The organism is Paenibacillus sp. B-A-8, assembly GCF_048572915.1.
Lineage (GTDB): Bacteria > Bacillota > Bacilli > Paenibacillales > Paenibacillaceae > Paenibacillus_AQ.
This window is the reverse complement of sequence record NZ_CP183882.1, coordinates 2,365,049-2,382,222: the sequence shown is the minus strand read 5'-3', so window position 1 is coordinate 2,382,222 and position 17,174 is coordinate 2,365,049. Positions and strand designations below refer to the sequence as shown.

Below are 17,174 nucleotides of genomic sequence, written 5' to 3'. Positions count from 1 at the left end.
CATAATAAGCATCGGCATATTGCAACGGATTCCCACAACATACAGGGTTATGCAGAATTTTAGTGTGTTTTGCACCAGAGAGGATGATAACGAATGAAAAAAGATTTTCAAATAAAAAATAAGCCCTTTCTAATCTTTAGCTTCATCCTGCTCTTAAAATGCGCAGTGGCCTGGTTCGTGGTTTTTAGTGACGGCCCTAATTGGAGCATGCTGCTCACAGAGATCCCGTTCTTCTTTATCGTCTTTGGACTCATTGAGTGGATGGCTTCCAAACGGAAGTTTCTGTATTACATGATTGCGAACTTATTAATTTCAGTGATTTATTTTGCCGTCCTGATGTATTACAAGTATTACGGTGTAATTGCTACTTACCATGCTTTGGAACAAGCAGATAAGGTAACCAAGGTCGGAGAAAGCACGTACTCCTTGCTGGATCCTTACTATTTGTTCATTTTTGTGGATATTGTAGTCTTCATGTTCTTTATGTTCCGTCCGAAATATATTGCGATCTGGAAAGAAAGAGGCATGAACCGGCGCATGAACCGAACCGCCTTACTTGGGATCATTAGCGTATCTCTTGCAATCTGTGTCTTTAATGTTTGGCCGAATCACGCAAGTATGAACGAGAATAAAAAGGCAGAGAGTATGGGGATTCTCAATTACGAGGTATATACCATTTTTGCCGACACCACGGAAAAGCAAGAAATGATCGACAGTAAAGAAATTACGCAGCAGTCTGTGGACGCTACAAAGGGAATTACGGAGCCAGTCTCTCCAAAGTATTGGGCAGCGGCTCAAGGTAAGAATCTCATTGTAGTGCAAATGGAATCTTTTCAGAATTTCCTGCTTGGTTTAAGCATTGACGGACAGGAAGTAACTCCAAATCTAAATAAGCTTATAGCAAGTGAACATTATTTCAATAACTTCTATACGAATGCGGGGCAAGGAACAACATCGGATGCAGAGTTTGTAGTGAACACCTCTCTATATGTTCCTCATCACGAAGTAGCCACTTCCTCCAACTATATGACTAAGGAACTTCCTAGCTTGCCCATGCTGATGAAAGCGAATGGATATAATACAGCCACCTTTCACACCAACAGCGTAGAATTCTGGAATCGCAAAACCTTATACAAGGTGCTGGGCTTTGATAAATACTACGATCAGTCCTTCTATGGAGATGATGATCATATCGCATTTGGTTCTTCTGATGAGGTGCTGTACGCCAAGACGGTTCCTGAATTAGTTAGAATGGATGCTGAAGACGATCCTTTTTACGCGATGGTTATCTCTATGAGTGCTCATCACCCTTATAAAATGCCAGAATCTAAATTTAAAATGACGCTGCCTAAAAGGTACGAAGGAACCTTGGTCGGCGACTATATTTTAGCCCAAAATTATGCGGATTACGCCATGGGACAATTTCTGGACGAACTGAAATCCAGCGGGTTATGGGACGATAGCGTGATTGTCTTCTACGGAGATCATCAAGGTGTGTCCCTGTATTCCCTTGACGGCAATGAGAAATCATTAATGGAGGAAATGGTCGGACACGAGTATGGATATACCGATATGTTCAACGTTCCTTTTATTGTTCATGCTCCAGGCATTGACCAGCCTACTGTGTACACACAGACAGGAGGTCAAATTGACATCTTACCAACTGTAGCTAATCTGTTAGGGATTTCTATGAAGGACCAGCTCCACTTCGGAGAAGATCTGATGAATCAACAAACCAATCTGCTACCTGTTAGACATTTTCTTCCTACTGGTTCTTTTATTAATGACACAAGCTTGTACTTGACTGGTGTCGATTACAATGATGGAAATAACTATAATCTAATCGATGGCTCTGAAACTGAGGGCGGTTCGACACAAGCGCAATTTGATGCTGTTCAGCGGCTCCTGAATATGTCTAATAGTTATATTTTGCAACGGCCGGATTTATCTACTACGGATGATGGCGAACAAAGCAAATAATTGATATTCAAAAAAAGAATGCCCTTCAGCCATTGGCCGAGGGGCATTCTTGTGTTTATTAAAGTAATTAAACCATTGTTGCAGGCACACTCTCACGAACATCCTCTTGCTCTACAGGTGCGCTAACCAGCATATACACACGAGATTCGTAAGGGCGTAATGCCACTGTCTCGATTTTCTCAGCAGGGTCAACTTCATAGTTATTCAACAGCAACTCACTGGAGTCAAATTCCAAGTCAAACGGAAGGTCGAACAGTGCTTCCTCTGAAGACAGGTTTGACATGACCAGCAATTTCTCATTGCCAAGTGTACGAGTATAAGCATAGATTCGTTCATCTTCAGGCAGGATCAAATCATAGGTTCCATAAACGGTAATAGGATTAGCGGCCCGAAGTGCGATTAGCTTTTTATAATGATGATAGATGGAATCAGGGTCCTGCTTCGCACGCTCCACATTAATCTCCGTGAAATTAGGATTGACCTTCATCCAAGGCTTGCCGCTACTGAAACCAGCGTTCTCAGAGTCATCCCATTGCATTGGCGTTCTAGAATTGTCGCGACCGTTCTTCCAGATAACCTCCATGACTTCTTCATGTGATTTTCCGGCTTCTGTCTCTAAACGATACAGGTTCTTCATCGCCACATCATCATAATCATCCATCGAATCAAATCTTACATTGGTCATCCCAATTTCTTGACCCTGATAAATAAACGGTGTTCCTTGCATTAAGAAATACATCGTAGCCAGTGATTTAGCTGACTCTTTCCAGTATTGGCCATCATTACCCCAAGTTGAAACCGAACGCGGCTGATCGTGATTTTCGATAAAGAGTGCATTCCAGCCTTTACCTTCAAGACCTTTTTGCCAGCGGGAAAGTGCTGATTTCAGCTGCAGAACATCCAAGCCACCCGTAACACTCTTATTCCAAAGGGCTAAATGCTCGAATTGAAAAATCATATTAAATTTGCCCTGCTCCTCGCCTACCCACATTTCCGCTTGATCGACACTAACACCACTCGCTTCACCAACGGTCATAATGTCATAACGATCAAATGTTTCCTGTTTCAGCTCCTGAAGAAAATCGTGAATTCCTTCCCTATTCATATGACCTGCACCGGACGAAACGAACGGAAGATGATCTGGATTTGGCAGATCAGGAAGTCCTGGGATTTTCTTAATATGTGAAATAGCATCCACTCGGAAGCCGTCGATCCCTTTATCTAGCCACCAATTGACCATACCGTACAATTCCTGACGTACTTCAGGATTCTCCCAGTTGAGGTCAGGCTGTCTTTTGGAGAATACATGCATGAAATATTGCTCTGTAGCAGGGTCGAACTCCCAGACCGAACCGCTAAAAATACTCTCCCAGTTATTCGGTTCCTTTCCGTCCTTAGGATCTCTCCAAATATAATAATCACGTTTAGCATTATCCTTGCTTGAACGCGCTTCAACAAACCAAGGGTGTTCGTCTGAAGTATGGTTAATGACTAGATCCAGAATCAGCTTCATGCCCCGTGCATGAACCTCGCTTAATAGCTGATCGAAATCAGCCATACTGCCGAACTCCGCCATAATATCCTGGTAATCTGAAATATCATATCCATTATCATCGTTCGGGGATTTATAAATAGGACAGATCCAAATGACATTGATGCCAAGGTCCTGTAAATAATCAAGTTTTGAGATGACTCCCTGCAGATCTCCAACACCATCGCCATTGCTGTCCATAAAGCTCCGTGGGTAAATTTGATACGCTGTGGCTTCTTTCCACCATGTTCTGTTCAATGTATGCAGCTCCTTCGTATTCATATACCCTCTCAGGAAAATATTTTCCTATTTAATTCACGAATTAGTGATTTTCATAATAAAACTTAAGATTATCGACTAAAAAACTATCTATTCAGGGTTTATTCAAGGAAATTATTTTCCTATGCGATCATTATAGGATCTTTTATTTTCCTGGTCAATAACAATCTTTTGGATTCTTGGAGCTATCCATGATATGCTTGCGATATATTCTAGAACGAATACAAGCTTGGAAAGTTATGGTGATATTCTTGAAGGTAAAAATTAAAGATATAGCCAAAATGGCTGACGTTTCAATAGCTACCGTATCAAGGGTTGTCAACAACAGCAAACCGGTAAACGAGGAAGTTCGTAAGCGTGTATTGGAAGCCATGAAACAAATGAATTACCGTCCTAATGTCATCGGTTCAGATGCAGGTAGATCGGATACACCTCTGATAGGTGTCATTATTCCGCAGAACAGTAATACCGTGCTTGACGATTTCAATATTGGCATACGTGATCTCGCCGAGCTATATGGTTATGATGTTTTGGTCGGGTTAACAGACGGAAGTGTGAATAGTGAACTTCATTATTTGAACTTATTCCACCATATGGGGACTGAGGGTTATATATATGTAGGCTCGGTTCCGAGTAAGGAGCACTTGGAGATTATCCAAAAATCCGGGTCACCTTGCGTGTTAGTTGGAGAACAATCTCAGATTGATTCGATCCCTTCTGTCCATCTGGATAATGTTACCGCTTCCTATGAAGCCGTTACTTATCTGATTCAGAAAGGACATAGAAGTATTGGCATGATCCGGGTATCTGGAGATAACGCAGTAGGTGGCGATCGATATCGCGGCTATCAACAAGCGCTTATGGATGCAGGTATTTCCTTAAGAGAAGAATGGGTAGTAGAAAGTGGAATGGCCGTAGAAGATGGAAGCGACGCAATGCGCCGGATCAAGGATAGCGGAGAACTGCCTACTGCGGTTTTTTGCTCCACAGATTGGATGGCTGTTGGAGCGATGAATTTCCTGATCGATAACGGTATACGGGTGCCAGAGGATGTTGCGGTTTTTGGATTCGATAATAGCTTTATCGCTTCTGTCGTTCGGCCCAAGCTGTCCTCAGTGGAATACTCCGGAACGGAGATTGGAATGACCGCTACTCGAACCTTAATCAAGCTGATTAAAGGGGAGACTGGTATTCAGCATCATGCCAATGTGGCTCATTATTTGGCGATTCGGGAAAGTACGGGTTAGGGAAAACTTCCCCTAACCCTATTTTTAAATCTGATAATGGTTATTGTGTAAATCCTACTCGTGCACGTTCTCGTCCTTTAGTATCCAGTGTAATAGAACAGATGGAAGTAATGGGAATATACAGTTCTTCGAATTCTGTCCGATATTTGATAAACTTCTCACTCACCGTTTCCAAAATACCTTTTCTAGCGTTAGAGCCATCTACAAAATAAATGGTTACCTCTTTGCCCTGCAAAGCTTCCAGCATAACCCGCTTCACTCCTTCAACTTACAGATTTGTGATGACTTTGTCGATAATCCCGTACTCTACCGCTTCATCAGCTGTCATGAAATAATCCCGGTCCATATCTTGTAGTACCTTTTCCACCGTCTGCCCGGTTCGGTCTGCTGTAATTTGCACAAGCACTTCCCTTAGCTTCAAGATACGTTTAGCTCTGATCGCAATATCACTAGCCTGACCCTGTGCTCCGCCATGCGGCTGATGTATCATAATCTCACTGTTTGGCAGCGCATAACGTTTACCTTTAGCCCCAGCTAACAATAGAAGTGAACCAAAGGAAGCCGCCATCCCTGTGCAAATCGTATTTACCTGCGGTTTAATAAGCTGCATCGTGTCATAAATACTAAATCCTGCTGTTATGGAGCCTCCTGGACTATTGATATACATGTGTATATCTTTATCTGGATCCTCTGCCGATAAGAACAATAGCTGGGCAACTACACTATTCGCCAATTGATCCTCAATCTCTGCCCCTACAAACACAATCCGGTCTTTTAGCAGCCGTGAATAAATATCGTAAGATCTCTCTCCTTGATTCGTTTGTTCAATGACATAAGGAATGTACGCCATGTGTATGCGACCTCCATCCGTTAATTTTTATTTGAAATCTACCCTGTAAACGGATTAGTCTTTGGATAGGATACGTTCAGAGAACAAAATATTATTTTTATTATTGCGTATCTTAATTTAGCGCTCATTCGTTTATTATTAGAAGTAACCGAAATCACTTTACCGGAAAAGGGGTTATGCAGTGTGATCAGCCTTGAGGAGCTTAGCACCGGCCATGAACCGGATGAGAATCATACCATGTCTTTGCAAATGGCGCTGAAGCGGTATTGCCTTGCACTGACACAATCCCCATGGGAAGCCGAAGATTTGGCTCAGGATACTTGGGTCAAAGCACTGGGCTATTTGAAGACTTCCGAACATACGAAGCTGAAGAGCGAAATGAACGATACAAATGAAAATAACCCAACCCATCAAATGAGCGATACAAGTCAAATGAACGATACAAATCAAATGAACGATACAAATCAAATGAACAACAATACAGATCATACAATTCGTACGAATTTCAGCTCGCTGACGAATCACCCGAATCCCGAGGCATTGCTTCTGCGGATTGCCAGAAATACCTGGATAGATATTACACGGCGTAAAGCCACGTTATCGCGGTTACTGGAAATGGATCAACCTAAGACTGAAGAAGCAGCAGGTTATGGCTCATTTGAGATTGAGGCTGCTTTTCAAGCCTTGCAGAAGCATTTATCTCCACTACAGCAAGCGGTGTTCCTGCTCCGCGATGTATTCGAGTACTCCGGTATTGAAGCCGCCGATATGCTCGACACCACGGAAGGAGCCGTCAAAGCTGCGCTACATCGAGCCCGGCAAGCCCTCCCTGCCGTAAGGCAAGAGCTTATTCAAGCCGACGGTCCCTCTTTACCGCAGGACACGGAATTACAAATTGCTCTGAATCACCTTGCTTCTGCCTATGAACAAGGGAAAATTACCGAGCTTATCGCATTAGTCCTCGCGGATGAAAACCAGGAAGCTGTATTGGCAGTGTCTAGCCAAAGCTTACAGAGCTTCCAAAGCGTTCAACCTTTCCAGTCTGGCGGATTCAGCTCCACAGGTTGGAATTATGCCGAGCCTGGAATGCGAATGGTGGCTTAGTCTTTTGTAATGCTATCTCGTGATGCCACAGTAGCTTAGCTTAATGCGATACGTTATGTTATAACCGAACAAATATTAATTTTGGAAAGTGTGCGTTTGGTGTGTAGAAATAGGTTAGTTGGGTTAGTTGGGTTAGTTGGATGAGTTGGGTGAGTTAGATGAGTTTAGCTATCCTTTAGCTTTGAGCTAGTGATGTTGTAAAATGTGCAACAGAATCCAAGAAATCAACGCTAAAAAACGAATCTACTGCAGGATCTGCAATAGATTCTTTATAAAAGTAGCTTTTAGGGCAATTTCTCATCTTTTGATTGTACAAAGTGCAATAGAATCTGATTCTATTCTATATATTTGAGATTCTATTGCACAAAGTACAATCAAAACAATAAAACTCCCTTACATATCTTTATGCGTAACGATTTCAAGCACAATCCCCAGCATTCAAACGACAATCTTCATTTAAACTTACAAATAAGCATTAGTTGGTGAGGAGTGAAATTATGAGGAAGATTCTTATTTTAGGCGGCACGCGCTTTTTTGGAAAAAGATTAGTTGAACGGTTGCTACAGGATTCCGCGAACGACGTAACGATACTGACACGTGGAGAAACTAGCGATTCCTTTGGAGATCGCGTTCACCGGATCCATGCGGACCGTTTCCAACCAAACGAGCTCACTCAGGCGGTAGGAGATTCATTGTGGGATGTCGTGTTCGATAATATTTGTTATTCACCGGATGAAGCGGATCAGGCACGCCGGATTTTTGATGGTAAAACAAAACGGTACATTCTCACCTCAAGTCTATCCGTGTATGATTTCAGCGAAGAGGCCCTGACCGAAGAGATTTTTGATCCTGAAACATACCCTATACACTACGGAGGACGGAATGATTTCACCTATCAAGAGGGAAAAAGACTGGCAGAAGCCGTCTTCATGCAGCAGGCTAGCTTCCCAGTCGCTGCGGTTCGCTTTCCAATTGTACTGGGAATAGATGATTATACGCGAAGACTTCATTTTCATATCGAGCATGTCCGTAACGGGCTACCTATCGGCATACCGAATCCTGAAGCGCATATCTCCTTTATTCGTTCGGATGAAGCTGCTGATTTCCTATATTGGTTAGGCTGCTGTTCTACTGTGACAGGACCGATCAATGCTTGCTCAGACGGAACGGTTAGAATTAAGGATGTTCTCAAAATGATTGAAAAAGAAACAGACAAGCAAGCCATTATCCTTAACCAAACCGATGACGAGCATATGTCGCCATTCGGAATTGAACACTCCTGGTTTATGGATACGACAAAAGCCCAGTCCGCGGGCTACAAGTTTCTCCTTCTAAATGACTGGCTTCCAGAGCTAGTTAGCTCCCTGAACAAAACTTACGAGGAATAACGCACATCCTATACAAGCACGCATCATTCATCTATGCGATTCATCTATGAGATAAGAGCTACCCCTAAGTAGATATTTTGTACGAAGTTGGTAGCTTTTTCACTAAAACCTCGGTGAGCATTTCAGATAACTGCACTCTATACAACTAAACCACACTAACAAAGCTTATGTTCGACTTTAGTTGTATTCAGTGCAATTAAAAACTAGCTAAACACCACTAACGGTCTTTCCCGGAGAAAATAACTGCACGAAGTACATCTAAACACTTTATAAGGAAAACTCATCCTTTAATAGCTGCATTAATTACACTTAACGTGCAAAGAAGGTAGTTAGAAGAATCTCTCCTCTAAACTACCTTTTTACGTTACAGAATTAGTGTGAATCAAGTCGTTCCGATAGGCGAGCAGTCAATCAAACCTTCACCTAAGCGGAGATTGTCAAATAGGACTGCTCCGCAGGCGCAGGCGTTTCATCGCCAGTTGAGTCACTGTCATCTCCAGCGATTATCTCGTCTACTATATCCGAATTAATCTTGAAGACGTTAATTTCCTTGAATAATTTTTGTGAAATCTCATTAATCTCAACCGCTTGGCGGGCAATATCGTGAATTGCATTATCCTGTTGCACGCTAGAGGCATTCACTTCCTGAACCCCTGCCGCAGTTTCCTCAGCAATAGCCGCCACGTTATGAACAGACTCCGCAAGTCTACGATTCATGGTCTGTGTCATATCTACCTTGTCATGGATTTGCCCAATCTGCTTACTAATCTCAACGATTGACTGATCTATCGCTTCAAAAGATGACAACGTTTCGGCCACTTTTTGATCCTGTTCTTCAAGGTTTCCTTTGGTCTCCAGCATATATTGCTGAAATTCATCCATCCCGGCTTGCAGTTCGTTAATAATCTGACTGATATGTACGGAGGACTCTTTGGTCTGATCTGATAATTGTCTCACTTCATCAGCTATGACAGCAAAGCCCTTCCCATAAGCTCCCGCCCTTGCCGCTTCAATCGCAGCATTTAAAGAGAGAATATTGGTCTGGTTAGAAATGTTTGTAATCGATTTAGTTATTCTAGAGATATCCTTCGATTGGTCGCTCAATTTGGTCAGTGCAAGATACACCTTATTCACAGACTCACGTGAATGCTCCGATACCTCGCGCAAAGCGATGACGGACTCGGAACCTTTTCGAGTATTGTGATTAGCCGTTTGACTGGTCGATAGCATAACCTCGGTATACTCGGTAATTTCATGAACTTCCCGTTCCAATTCTTGAATCAAGCCTGCACTCTGCTCAGATTGTCCGGCTTGCTGCTCAGCGCCTACAGAGATTTCCTGTATTGTGCTTACGATTTCTTGATTCGTATGAGCGGTAATCGAAGAAGATTGTTGAAAAGAGTGCGAATAAGTCGCGAGCGAAGAAGCAACAGATTGGGTATGTTGAAGCATCTCTCTTACCCGCAAAACCATATGGTCAAAATGATGACTCAGACTTCCTAACTCATCGTTATATGGCGAATTAATCTGCTGCCTTAAATCTCCCTCAGCAATTTTTCGTAGAGCCGCTTGCAGCTTATTTATAGGGTTCAAGAAGGAACGTATAAGCATAACAGCAATAATAATTGTGAAAATGAACACTAGTATTGCTGCATAGGTTCCCATAGAACTGGTCAGATTTAATAAATCAAAAGAATAATCTTGAGCCTTCTCTGCGTTCTCTGCTGCTGCGGTATATAGTTTCTCATTAGTCTCCAGCATAGCCTTATTCATAGCCAATGCCTTCGTATGTAATTCATCTATTCGTTCCAAAACAGCCATAGGATCAAGCTGCTCGTCCTTTATAGTATTTACTAATCCGTCAAAATAACCTGTATATCCTCCAACTTGATTGTATAATTGTTCTAACTCCTTAGATGCTGGAGAATCTGCCTCAAACTTCACTTTGCCCAATTCTTCCATTAGCTTTGTCTGTTTATCCTTAAATGGTTGAGTAAACTCCAAATCGCTAGAACCGGCTAGAGAGGTCTCCACACCGTTCATTTCTTGAAGCAGTTGAGTAATAGTGGATACTGTAATTCTTTTTTCCATCTCCATTTTTTGCGTTTCCATAGAGATTTCTACTTGATTGATTTTATAGTTTTGGTATAGCGCTACCCCTAGAAAGAATAGTACCACGGCAGAAAAACTCAAGATCAACTTCCACTTCATTGATAGATGCATAGACCTAGCCTTCAACATTATCATCCTCCGTATAAAGCCTCATATAGCAATAGGTACTTTTTACTAATATCTAAATTGTAGAAGCTGTACATTAAATACCGGGCACAGTTTTGTATGAGAATTGTAAATTATGTCGAATACACGGGCTATAACTACCCTATTGCAATTGACGTAACGTTAAGTGCTAAAATATTTCCATAGGGCGCCTTATCAATCTATAGAACGGGAGTTGTCTATGAGTGGATTTGTGACTATTGATAAGCTTTCTACGCAAATCGGACTGACGAGTCGGACGTTGCGTCACTGGGAAGCGCAAGGATTGTTTGAAAGCCACCGAGAGGCTAGCTCGGGTTGGAGAATTTATGATGAGCACGCAATACTCGCTATTCGAATCACCGCATTTTTAAGAAAACTTGATATTAGTATTAAGGATATCGGTAACGTCCTACAGAGCATGTCCGTTCAGTCCTTATATGAAATACTCCTTCAGCAATCTGCTTCAATTCATAAGGAGAAATCTGATCTCACACAAAAAGATCGTGAAATCCGCTTCTTCCTACAACTAATATCCGCACGTATGGAGGAACCCATAACTAACCATTTGTTATTAGCGTTGAACGAAGAGTCATCCAATTCATTAGATGTTACGAATGAGAATGAGGAGGTTCTATCTATGACAACGATTAAACACTCTCCACCTATCCATGTAAGATTCATTACACTTCCACCTATGAGATTTGCCTATAATATTGCAGTCAGCACATCTCCAGAGGATGAAGCAATGACTCCTGTTACGGAATGGTTAGAGGCTAACCATCTCTTGGGGACGGCACGTCTATTTGGTGGGAATACACATCCGCATCCAAGTGGTGAGAATAATCCTTATGGCTATGGATTTTGTGCCTCCATTCCTGAAAATGAAGAAATACCAAGCCAGCTTAAAGAGATGCGGTTCGATGGCGGTCTCTATGCAATGACGGAAAGCAGCGATGATATCTACGGCTCATGGCAAGCATTAATGAGTTATTTGGATAATAACTTGGATTATCAGGCTGACCACGATTCAAGATTATGTCTTGAGGAGCATATCCGTAACGATAGTCCCAAAGGCAGCGGAAGTCAGTATGTATTAAATCTGCTGGAACCTGTAAAAAAGAGATCATAGAACTGTCTATCTATTAAGACCTTCTCTTAGAAGGTTATAGAACAAAATGCTCTCCCCTGCCCATCATGGCAGTTGGAGAGCATTTTGTTTATTTTCAAGAAACTAGAGTGTCACATAAGATTGACCCAGCTTTGCGTAAAGGTGATGTTAATATTCTCTATGCAGTAGCCGGAGTAATCTTTACAAAGATAAATCGTGTAAGCGGCCCGATTAATAAGATTTGCAGTGGAAGTGCAACAATGAAATTCTTACCGATCGCAGACAGATAAGCCATCGGTAGTTCTGAGGAGAACCCTACATGAAGAACTGCACCGTAGAAGGACATAAACAACACCATTCCGGTCACCATAAAAAAGGATATAAACATAATTTTTTTGATCATCGGATCATTCTCTTTAACCAGCTTATGCGCAATCCCCTTCGCAACCTTACCTACAACAAATACATCCAGAATTAAGGCAACAAGAAACGCTGGTACGTAGCCGATGACTACATCTTTAACTACCGTATCCGACCAGCCCTCCATCAGCACTACATTGTAAATGCTCATCCCCAGCACCATCAATGCACACATGATAGACGTAAATAATAATGCTTCTTTTTTGTTTCTTCCCATCTTCAAGCTCCTTTTATCTCTATATTGTCAACTTGGATTACAATACCACAGCAATTTGAAATTAGTCAACCGAGTTGACAATAAACTCAAATGACTTATACTTGGATAAAACGAACGATGATTTAGGAGTGTTCATATGGATAACCATCTACAAGAAATGAACCTAATTGATTTACTTAGTGAGAAGCATTTAGTCTTACGTAAAATAGTGACCGACCAAGACCCGGATCAAATCAACAAGACTGAATCCCATATCCTGGCGGTTCTTGAGGCACATCAAATGCTCTCGATCTCAGAAATCAGTAGAATTATTAATATTTCCAGGCAGGGTACACATAAAAGCATTAAAGGACTATTATCACGTAACTACGTAGAGGCTGTTGAAGTCGAAGGAAATCAGCGTGACAAAAACATCACTCTTACCCAGAAGGGAATCGCATGCAATCAAAGAATGATGGTCACCAAAATTGAATTAGAGCAAAAAATTGCCAACAAGCTTGGAGCAGCTAACGTAGAGCTTCTCAGAGCTTTGCTAAAAGAAGAATGGCTCTAATCTCCAGCTAAAAAAGACGCAGAGTTCTCCACCCTGCGTCTATAAAAAATATTCAATTATTTTCCGGGAAATGGTTTGTTACTTAGATTTCTCTAATACAATGTTAGCTGCGCTCTCCCCGCCAAGACGACCTGAGGTAAAGGAGTACCCAATACCAACGCCGTTTCCAACATAAGTATCATTAAACAACACACCTTCAGATTCTAGACCTACAGCAAACAATCCTTTCACTGGTGTCCGTTTATCATTCAGAACTTGGAATTTTGTATTTACTAGCAAGCCACCAACTGAACCCAGATTATTGATTTCAGCAATGATGGCGTAATATGGACCTTCTTCACCCATAGGTTCTAAATACTCAGCAGCTTTTCCAAATTCAGCATCTACACCAGTTTTTGTCGCTTCTGTATAACGATTGTAATTTTCTACAAACACATCAACATCCATCCCTGCATTCGTAGCTAATTCCTCAATCGTGTTTCCTTTGAAGCCACCTCCGTTCTCCACCATCGAATCAAATACTTTCTCGACATTTGTCCAAGGGTTCTCTAGTGTGAATTTATCGGCAAATTCAGCATAGAATTCCGGTGGCATTCCTGGAAGACTTGGTGCATGAACACCATTCATCCCCTTGATCTGAAGTGCCTCCAGTTGTGATTTCGAGACGATAACCATGTGATACGGACCATTAAATGCACTTGTATTCGCTGCTGCAACCGAAGTTAACGTCGCCGCTTCATCTCTGAATCGAGCACCAGAAGTACCTACATTCATGAAATTCGGAAGATACGTCAACATTAGTGGATAACTTGCTTCAAAAGATTCATATTGTGCTTTGAGACCTTGTGTTGCTCTAGCTAATGTTTGATGAAGCATTTGTCCACCGAAGTTGTCAGGTACCTTAGCTCCAGCTTCCCATGCCATCTTAAGGCCTTCTCCTACGTTTTGTCCTAATCCACCGTTAACCCCTTCGAAACCAAACGCCTCTTTTACCATTTCTTTATTTGCAGCATAACCACCTGTAGCCATAACGACACTCTTCGCTGTGATTTCAAGTGTTGTACCATCTGCTTTCTCAGCGATTACTCCTGTAACTTCTCCAGCTTCATTCGTAATCAGCTTTTTGGCAGTCGTTTCTGTGATCACTTGTCCGCCATTTTGTTCAACTGATTCGGATAACATTTTACGAAGCGTTTCTTCACGTGTTTCATAAGCTGGAAGCACATGTAATTGCTCACCGAAGAAATTCAAGAAGCTAGTTTGATATCCTTTTTCGGCTAACCAGTCGTAAGTTTCACCGGATTTAGTAACATATTGTCTAATCGCTGCTGCATCCACTCTCCAGTGATTGTTGACAATCCAATCCGCAATTTCTTTTTCCACATTTACTTTTAGATTATTATTCGTAGCAGCGGATGAATTATAGAACTTACCTGCCCAGGACAAGTTACTCGCTCCCCCGATGACACCCGTTTTCTCTATAATAATAACCTTAGCACCTTTATCAGCCGCTGTAACAGCCGCAGATACACCGGATGCCCCAGCGCCCACTACAACAACATCGGTTTCAAGTTTTTCAGTTTTCCCTTCACCAGCTTTTTTTGCACCTCCGGCTTTGAGAACTTCAAGATTACCTCCACCTTTGGTTACGGCATCTTCCACAGCGGCAAGCATGGCTTCACTGGAAAGACTTGCACCACTAACAGCATCAACTGCCAAGGTTTGTCCTTCTAGAATTTGTGCTTTAATTTTTTCAAGTGCACTATCACCCAGTCCTCCTGTTTCCGATTGGCTTACGATCTTAATATCTTTAATTTTATCTGGCTCATCCATAGTTACTTCTACTTTAATGACTCCCTCTTTTCCTTCCGCTTCTCCTGTGAACGAACCGGCTTTAAAGGACGATGACGACTTAGCCGATTCCCCATTTCCCGTACATCCACTCAGCATGGAAACGATCAGCACCATACAAAAAGATAACATGAGCATTTTCTTGACGAAATTTCTGTTACGCATTTCTGTTCTCCCCCAGTGTCTAATATCTTATAACCTGATACAAATAACGTGATAATTTTCACAAAGATAATGATTAATCAACAACGACATCTGACAGGCTATATCCCGAAGTATAAACATTGGTACAACACCAAGGTCAATGTCTACTTTTTGTCCAACTAGAAGAAAAACATCTGCCCAAAGAGCAGATGTTTAATTAGAGTCACTATTTGATTGGGATATTCACTTCCAAATAAGATCTATTATGGCCTTCAATTTTTTCGGTGAGCAGTAATTTTCCAACCACATCTCCCGAAATGGAATAATGATTAGCTTCGATATAGTCAAACATGAACTGCAAGGAGTTCTTCGTGATATATTTTTCATCCGTACATAATATTGTTGCTGAGATACAAAGACTTGGGCTAATATACTCTGCGTACTCTTCGCTATCCATTTCGAATTGTTGCGCTTCATCTTCTAGCAAGGTAAGGCCCCAGCTATAATTAAAATTATTGTTTTCGCTGAAAAAGATGCCTGTATCCTCAATTCTAAAAGAATAAAACGCATACGGCAGCAGATCCATCCAAGTGTTGACTAAGCTTTTTACAATATCATTTTTTAATAATGCATTCTTATCCGTTTGCTTTAGTCTATACATACCTGGCAGCTGTTTAAGTTTACACGTATATAAATAGGAGTCTAATTCTCTGAGTTCATTATGAATTTCATTCATCTTTTTTAGCAGCATCGTCTTCCGCTTGATCTCTTCTTCTAAATTTGACTCTGTTTCTTGCATCCTACCCATAACTTGCTCTAATGAAGACTCCTTCATCAGCGTTGCCACTTCCGGCAATGGAATTCCCATACTTCTGTACCATCTACTCATTAGCAAATCTCTTGCATCTAAGTCATTAAAATATCTGTATTTATTGCTGTTATCTTTAGTGGGCCTAACAATATCATGTTTCTCGTATAACCTCAGCGTATCTGCAGTTACACCGAGAATGGAAGCAAATTCCCCTATGCAATATTTCACCTGATGTCCCTCCATCCATTTCATGCCTACCCAGCCACATTAAATGATATACGTAAGGACCATTTTTAGATATGAAGTAGTTCATTTCTTACTATTCTAATGTATGCAAAAGATCATGCCAGTCCAAACCAGTGAACTAGTGTAAATCCAACTAAGGACAACAAGACCGAACCTATAAGCCCAGCTGCAAAAGACTTCATCCCCAGTCGTCTAAATGCCGCCAAATCAACATTCAAGCCAAGTCCAGCCATCGCCATAGCGATTAGCATATAAGCTATCGTTACAATTCCATTTGCCACTGATGCAGATACAATCCCTAATGAATTCACACCACTTACGAGTAAGAAACCGAGAATAAACCAAGGAACAGGAATACTTTTCCACGAGGCTTTAGACTGACCTCCCTGAACTTTTCTTTCTGTGCGATTCGTCCAAATCCCAATTAATATAGCCACAGGAACAAGTAAGGCTACCCGAGTCAATTTAACGATGACCGCCATATCTACTGCTGCATTCCCACCTGCATCAGCTGCTGCGATGACGTGAGCAATTTCATGTAAGGTAGCTCCAGAGAATACCCCGTAGCCTAGATCGGATAAGCCTAGCAAAGGGTACAAAAAAGTGTAGAGCAACGTGAATATTGTACCTAATATAGCGACTATCGCTGCGCCGATCGCAGTTTCGTCGTCTTTCGCTTTGATTTGTGGAGCAATCGCCACCACCGCTGCCGCACCGCAGATCGCTGTTCCACAGGCAGTTAAGATACTGAGTCGTTTATCAACCTTGAACAGTCGAGCAAGCCCGTAAACAACAGAGATCGTAAATACGATCACGATAACAGCCAGTAGAAATACTCTTGGCCCCGCAGCTACGATATCCATTAAATTCAACCGCATACCAAGCAGGATAATTCCTAAACGCAGTAGCTTTTTGCTGGAAAAATCAGTCCCTTGAGTGATCGTGCCCGGCACTCCGACGGTTGCCCGCCAAATAATTCCGATTAAAATGGCAATGACCAGTTGGCCCATAATAGAGAGAAATGGAAAGCCTGCTAAATACTTTGCGACTAATGCAATGATTAAGGTCAATCCAATGCCAAGCGCAAAACCAACCTGTTTCTTATGGTTCGATTGGTATAATCCCTGTGAATCCCCCATGTCGTATACACCCCTTGTATGAATCTCTAGATGACGGAGGTATGTAT

Annotated in this window: 14 protein-coding genes; 6 read left to right on the top strand and 8 right to left on the bottom strand. The window is 41.8% G+C overall.

Annotation, left to right across the window (positions count from 1 at the left end):
- Positions 1-93 precede the first annotated feature (93 nt).
- Positions 94-1,980: an LTA synthase family protein gene (locus tag ACN6MV_RS10125; RefSeq protein ID WP_419886271.1), complete on the top strand. Its 1,887-nt coding sequence runs from the start codon at positions 94-96 to the stop codon at positions 1,978-1,980.
- 67 nt (positions 1,981-2,047) lie between these two features.
- Here the strand turns inward: ACN6MV_RS10125 and ACN6MV_RS10120 are convergent, their stop codons facing one another.
- Entirely contained in the window at positions 2,048-3,769 is a 1,722-nt protein-coding gene (locus tag ACN6MV_RS10120) for a glycoside hydrolase family 13 protein (protein WP_419886270.1), read from the bottom strand.
- A 272-nt stretch (positions 3,770-4,041) separates the two neighbouring features.
- Between ACN6MV_RS10120 and ACN6MV_RS10115 the strand changes: the two genes are divergently transcribed.
- Positions 4,042-5,037, top strand: a complete 996-nt coding sequence (locus ACN6MV_RS10115) for a LacI family DNA-binding transcriptional regulator (protein WP_339290176.1) — start codon at positions 4,042-4,044, stop codon at positions 5,035-5,037.
- A gap of 40 nt (positions 5,038-5,077) precedes the next feature.
- Here ACN6MV_RS10115 and ACN6MV_RS10110 read toward each other — a convergent pair whose 3' ends face one another.
- Positions 5,078-5,284: a hypothetical protein gene (locus tag ACN6MV_RS10110; protein ID WP_042126156.1), complete on the bottom strand. Its 207-nt coding sequence runs from the start codon at positions 5,282-5,284 to the stop codon at positions 5,078-5,080.
- 21 nt (positions 5,285-5,305) lie between these two features.
- The gene (gene clpP / locus ACN6MV_RS10105; protein WP_042126154.1) at positions 5,306-5,887 is read right to left on the bottom strand and encodes an ATP-dependent Clp endopeptidase proteolytic subunit ClpP; all 582 of its coding nucleotides are present in this window, start codon (positions 5,885-5,887) and stop codon (positions 5,306-5,308) included.
- 237 nt (positions 5,888-6,124) lie between these two features.
- Here clpP and ACN6MV_RS10100 point away from each other — a divergent pair, with 237 nt between their 5' ends.
- Together ACN6MV_RS10100 and ACN6MV_RS10095 are read left to right on the top strand one after the other, a co-directional pair.
- Positions 6,125-6,991, top strand: a complete 867-nt coding sequence (locus ACN6MV_RS10100; protein ID WP_419886739.1) for an RNA polymerase sigma factor — start codon at positions 6,125-6,127, stop codon at positions 6,989-6,991.
- A gap of 497 nt (positions 6,992-7,488) precedes the next feature.
- The gene (locus tag ACN6MV_RS10095) at positions 7,489-8,379 is read left to right on the top strand and encodes an NAD-dependent epimerase/dehydratase family protein (protein ID WP_339290174.1); all 891 of its coding nucleotides are present in this window, start codon (positions 7,489-7,491) and stop codon (positions 8,377-8,379) included.
- A 423-nt stretch (positions 8,380-8,802) separates the two neighbouring features.
- Here ACN6MV_RS10095 and ACN6MV_RS10090 read toward each other — a convergent pair whose 3' ends face one another.
- The gene (locus ACN6MV_RS10090; protein ID WP_419886269.1) at positions 8,803-10,620 is read right to left on the bottom strand and encodes a methyl-accepting chemotaxis protein; all 1,818 of its coding nucleotides are present in this window, start codon (positions 10,618-10,620) and stop codon (positions 8,803-8,805) included.
- A 217-nt stretch (positions 10,621-10,837) separates the two neighbouring features.
- Here ACN6MV_RS10090 and ACN6MV_RS10085 point away from each other — a divergent pair, with 217 nt between their 5' ends.
- A complete protein-coding gene (locus ACN6MV_RS10085) occupies positions 10,838-11,767 on the top strand; it encodes a MerR family transcriptional regulator (protein ID WP_419886268.1) in 930 nt (309 codons plus the stop codon).
- A 157-nt stretch (positions 11,768-11,924) separates the two neighbouring features.
- Here ACN6MV_RS10085 and ACN6MV_RS10080 read toward each other — a convergent pair whose 3' ends face one another.
- Positions 11,925-12,383: a DUF2798 domain-containing protein gene (locus tag ACN6MV_RS10080; RefSeq protein WP_042126146.1), complete on the bottom strand. Its 459-nt coding sequence runs from the start codon at positions 12,381-12,383 to the stop codon at positions 11,925-11,927.
- A gap of 136 nt (positions 12,384-12,519) precedes the next feature.
- Here ACN6MV_RS10080 and ACN6MV_RS10075 point away from each other — a divergent pair, with 136 nt between their 5' ends.
- On the top strand, positions 12,520-12,936 hold the full coding sequence (locus ACN6MV_RS10075) for a MarR family winged helix-turn-helix transcriptional regulator (protein ID WP_375102503.1): 417 nt from the start codon (positions 12,520-12,522) through the stop codon (positions 12,934-12,936).
- Positions 12,937-13,014: 78 nt separating this feature from the next.
- Here the strand turns inward: ACN6MV_RS10075 and ACN6MV_RS10070 are convergent, their stop codons facing one another.
- The 3 genes from ACN6MV_RS10070 to ACN6MV_RS10060 form a co-directional block, all read right to left on the bottom strand.
- Complete coding sequence (locus ACN6MV_RS10070) at positions 13,015-14,952, bottom strand: FAD-dependent oxidoreductase (protein WP_419886267.1); 1,938 nt, start codon at positions 14,950-14,952, stop codon at positions 13,015-13,017.
- 205 nt (positions 14,953-15,157) lie between these two features.
- Positions 15,158-15,970, bottom strand: a complete 813-nt coding sequence (locus tag ACN6MV_RS10065; RefSeq protein WP_419886266.1) for a MerR family transcriptional regulator — start codon at positions 15,968-15,970, stop codon at positions 15,158-15,160.
- Between the two features lie 113 nt (positions 15,971-16,083).
- Positions 16,084-17,127 (bottom strand): YeiH family protein, encoded by a 1,044-nt coding sequence (locus tag ACN6MV_RS10060; protein ID WP_419886265.1) that lies wholly within the window; start codon positions 17,125-17,127, stop codon positions 16,084-16,086.
- Between the last annotated feature and the right edge of the window lie 47 nt (positions 17,128-17,174).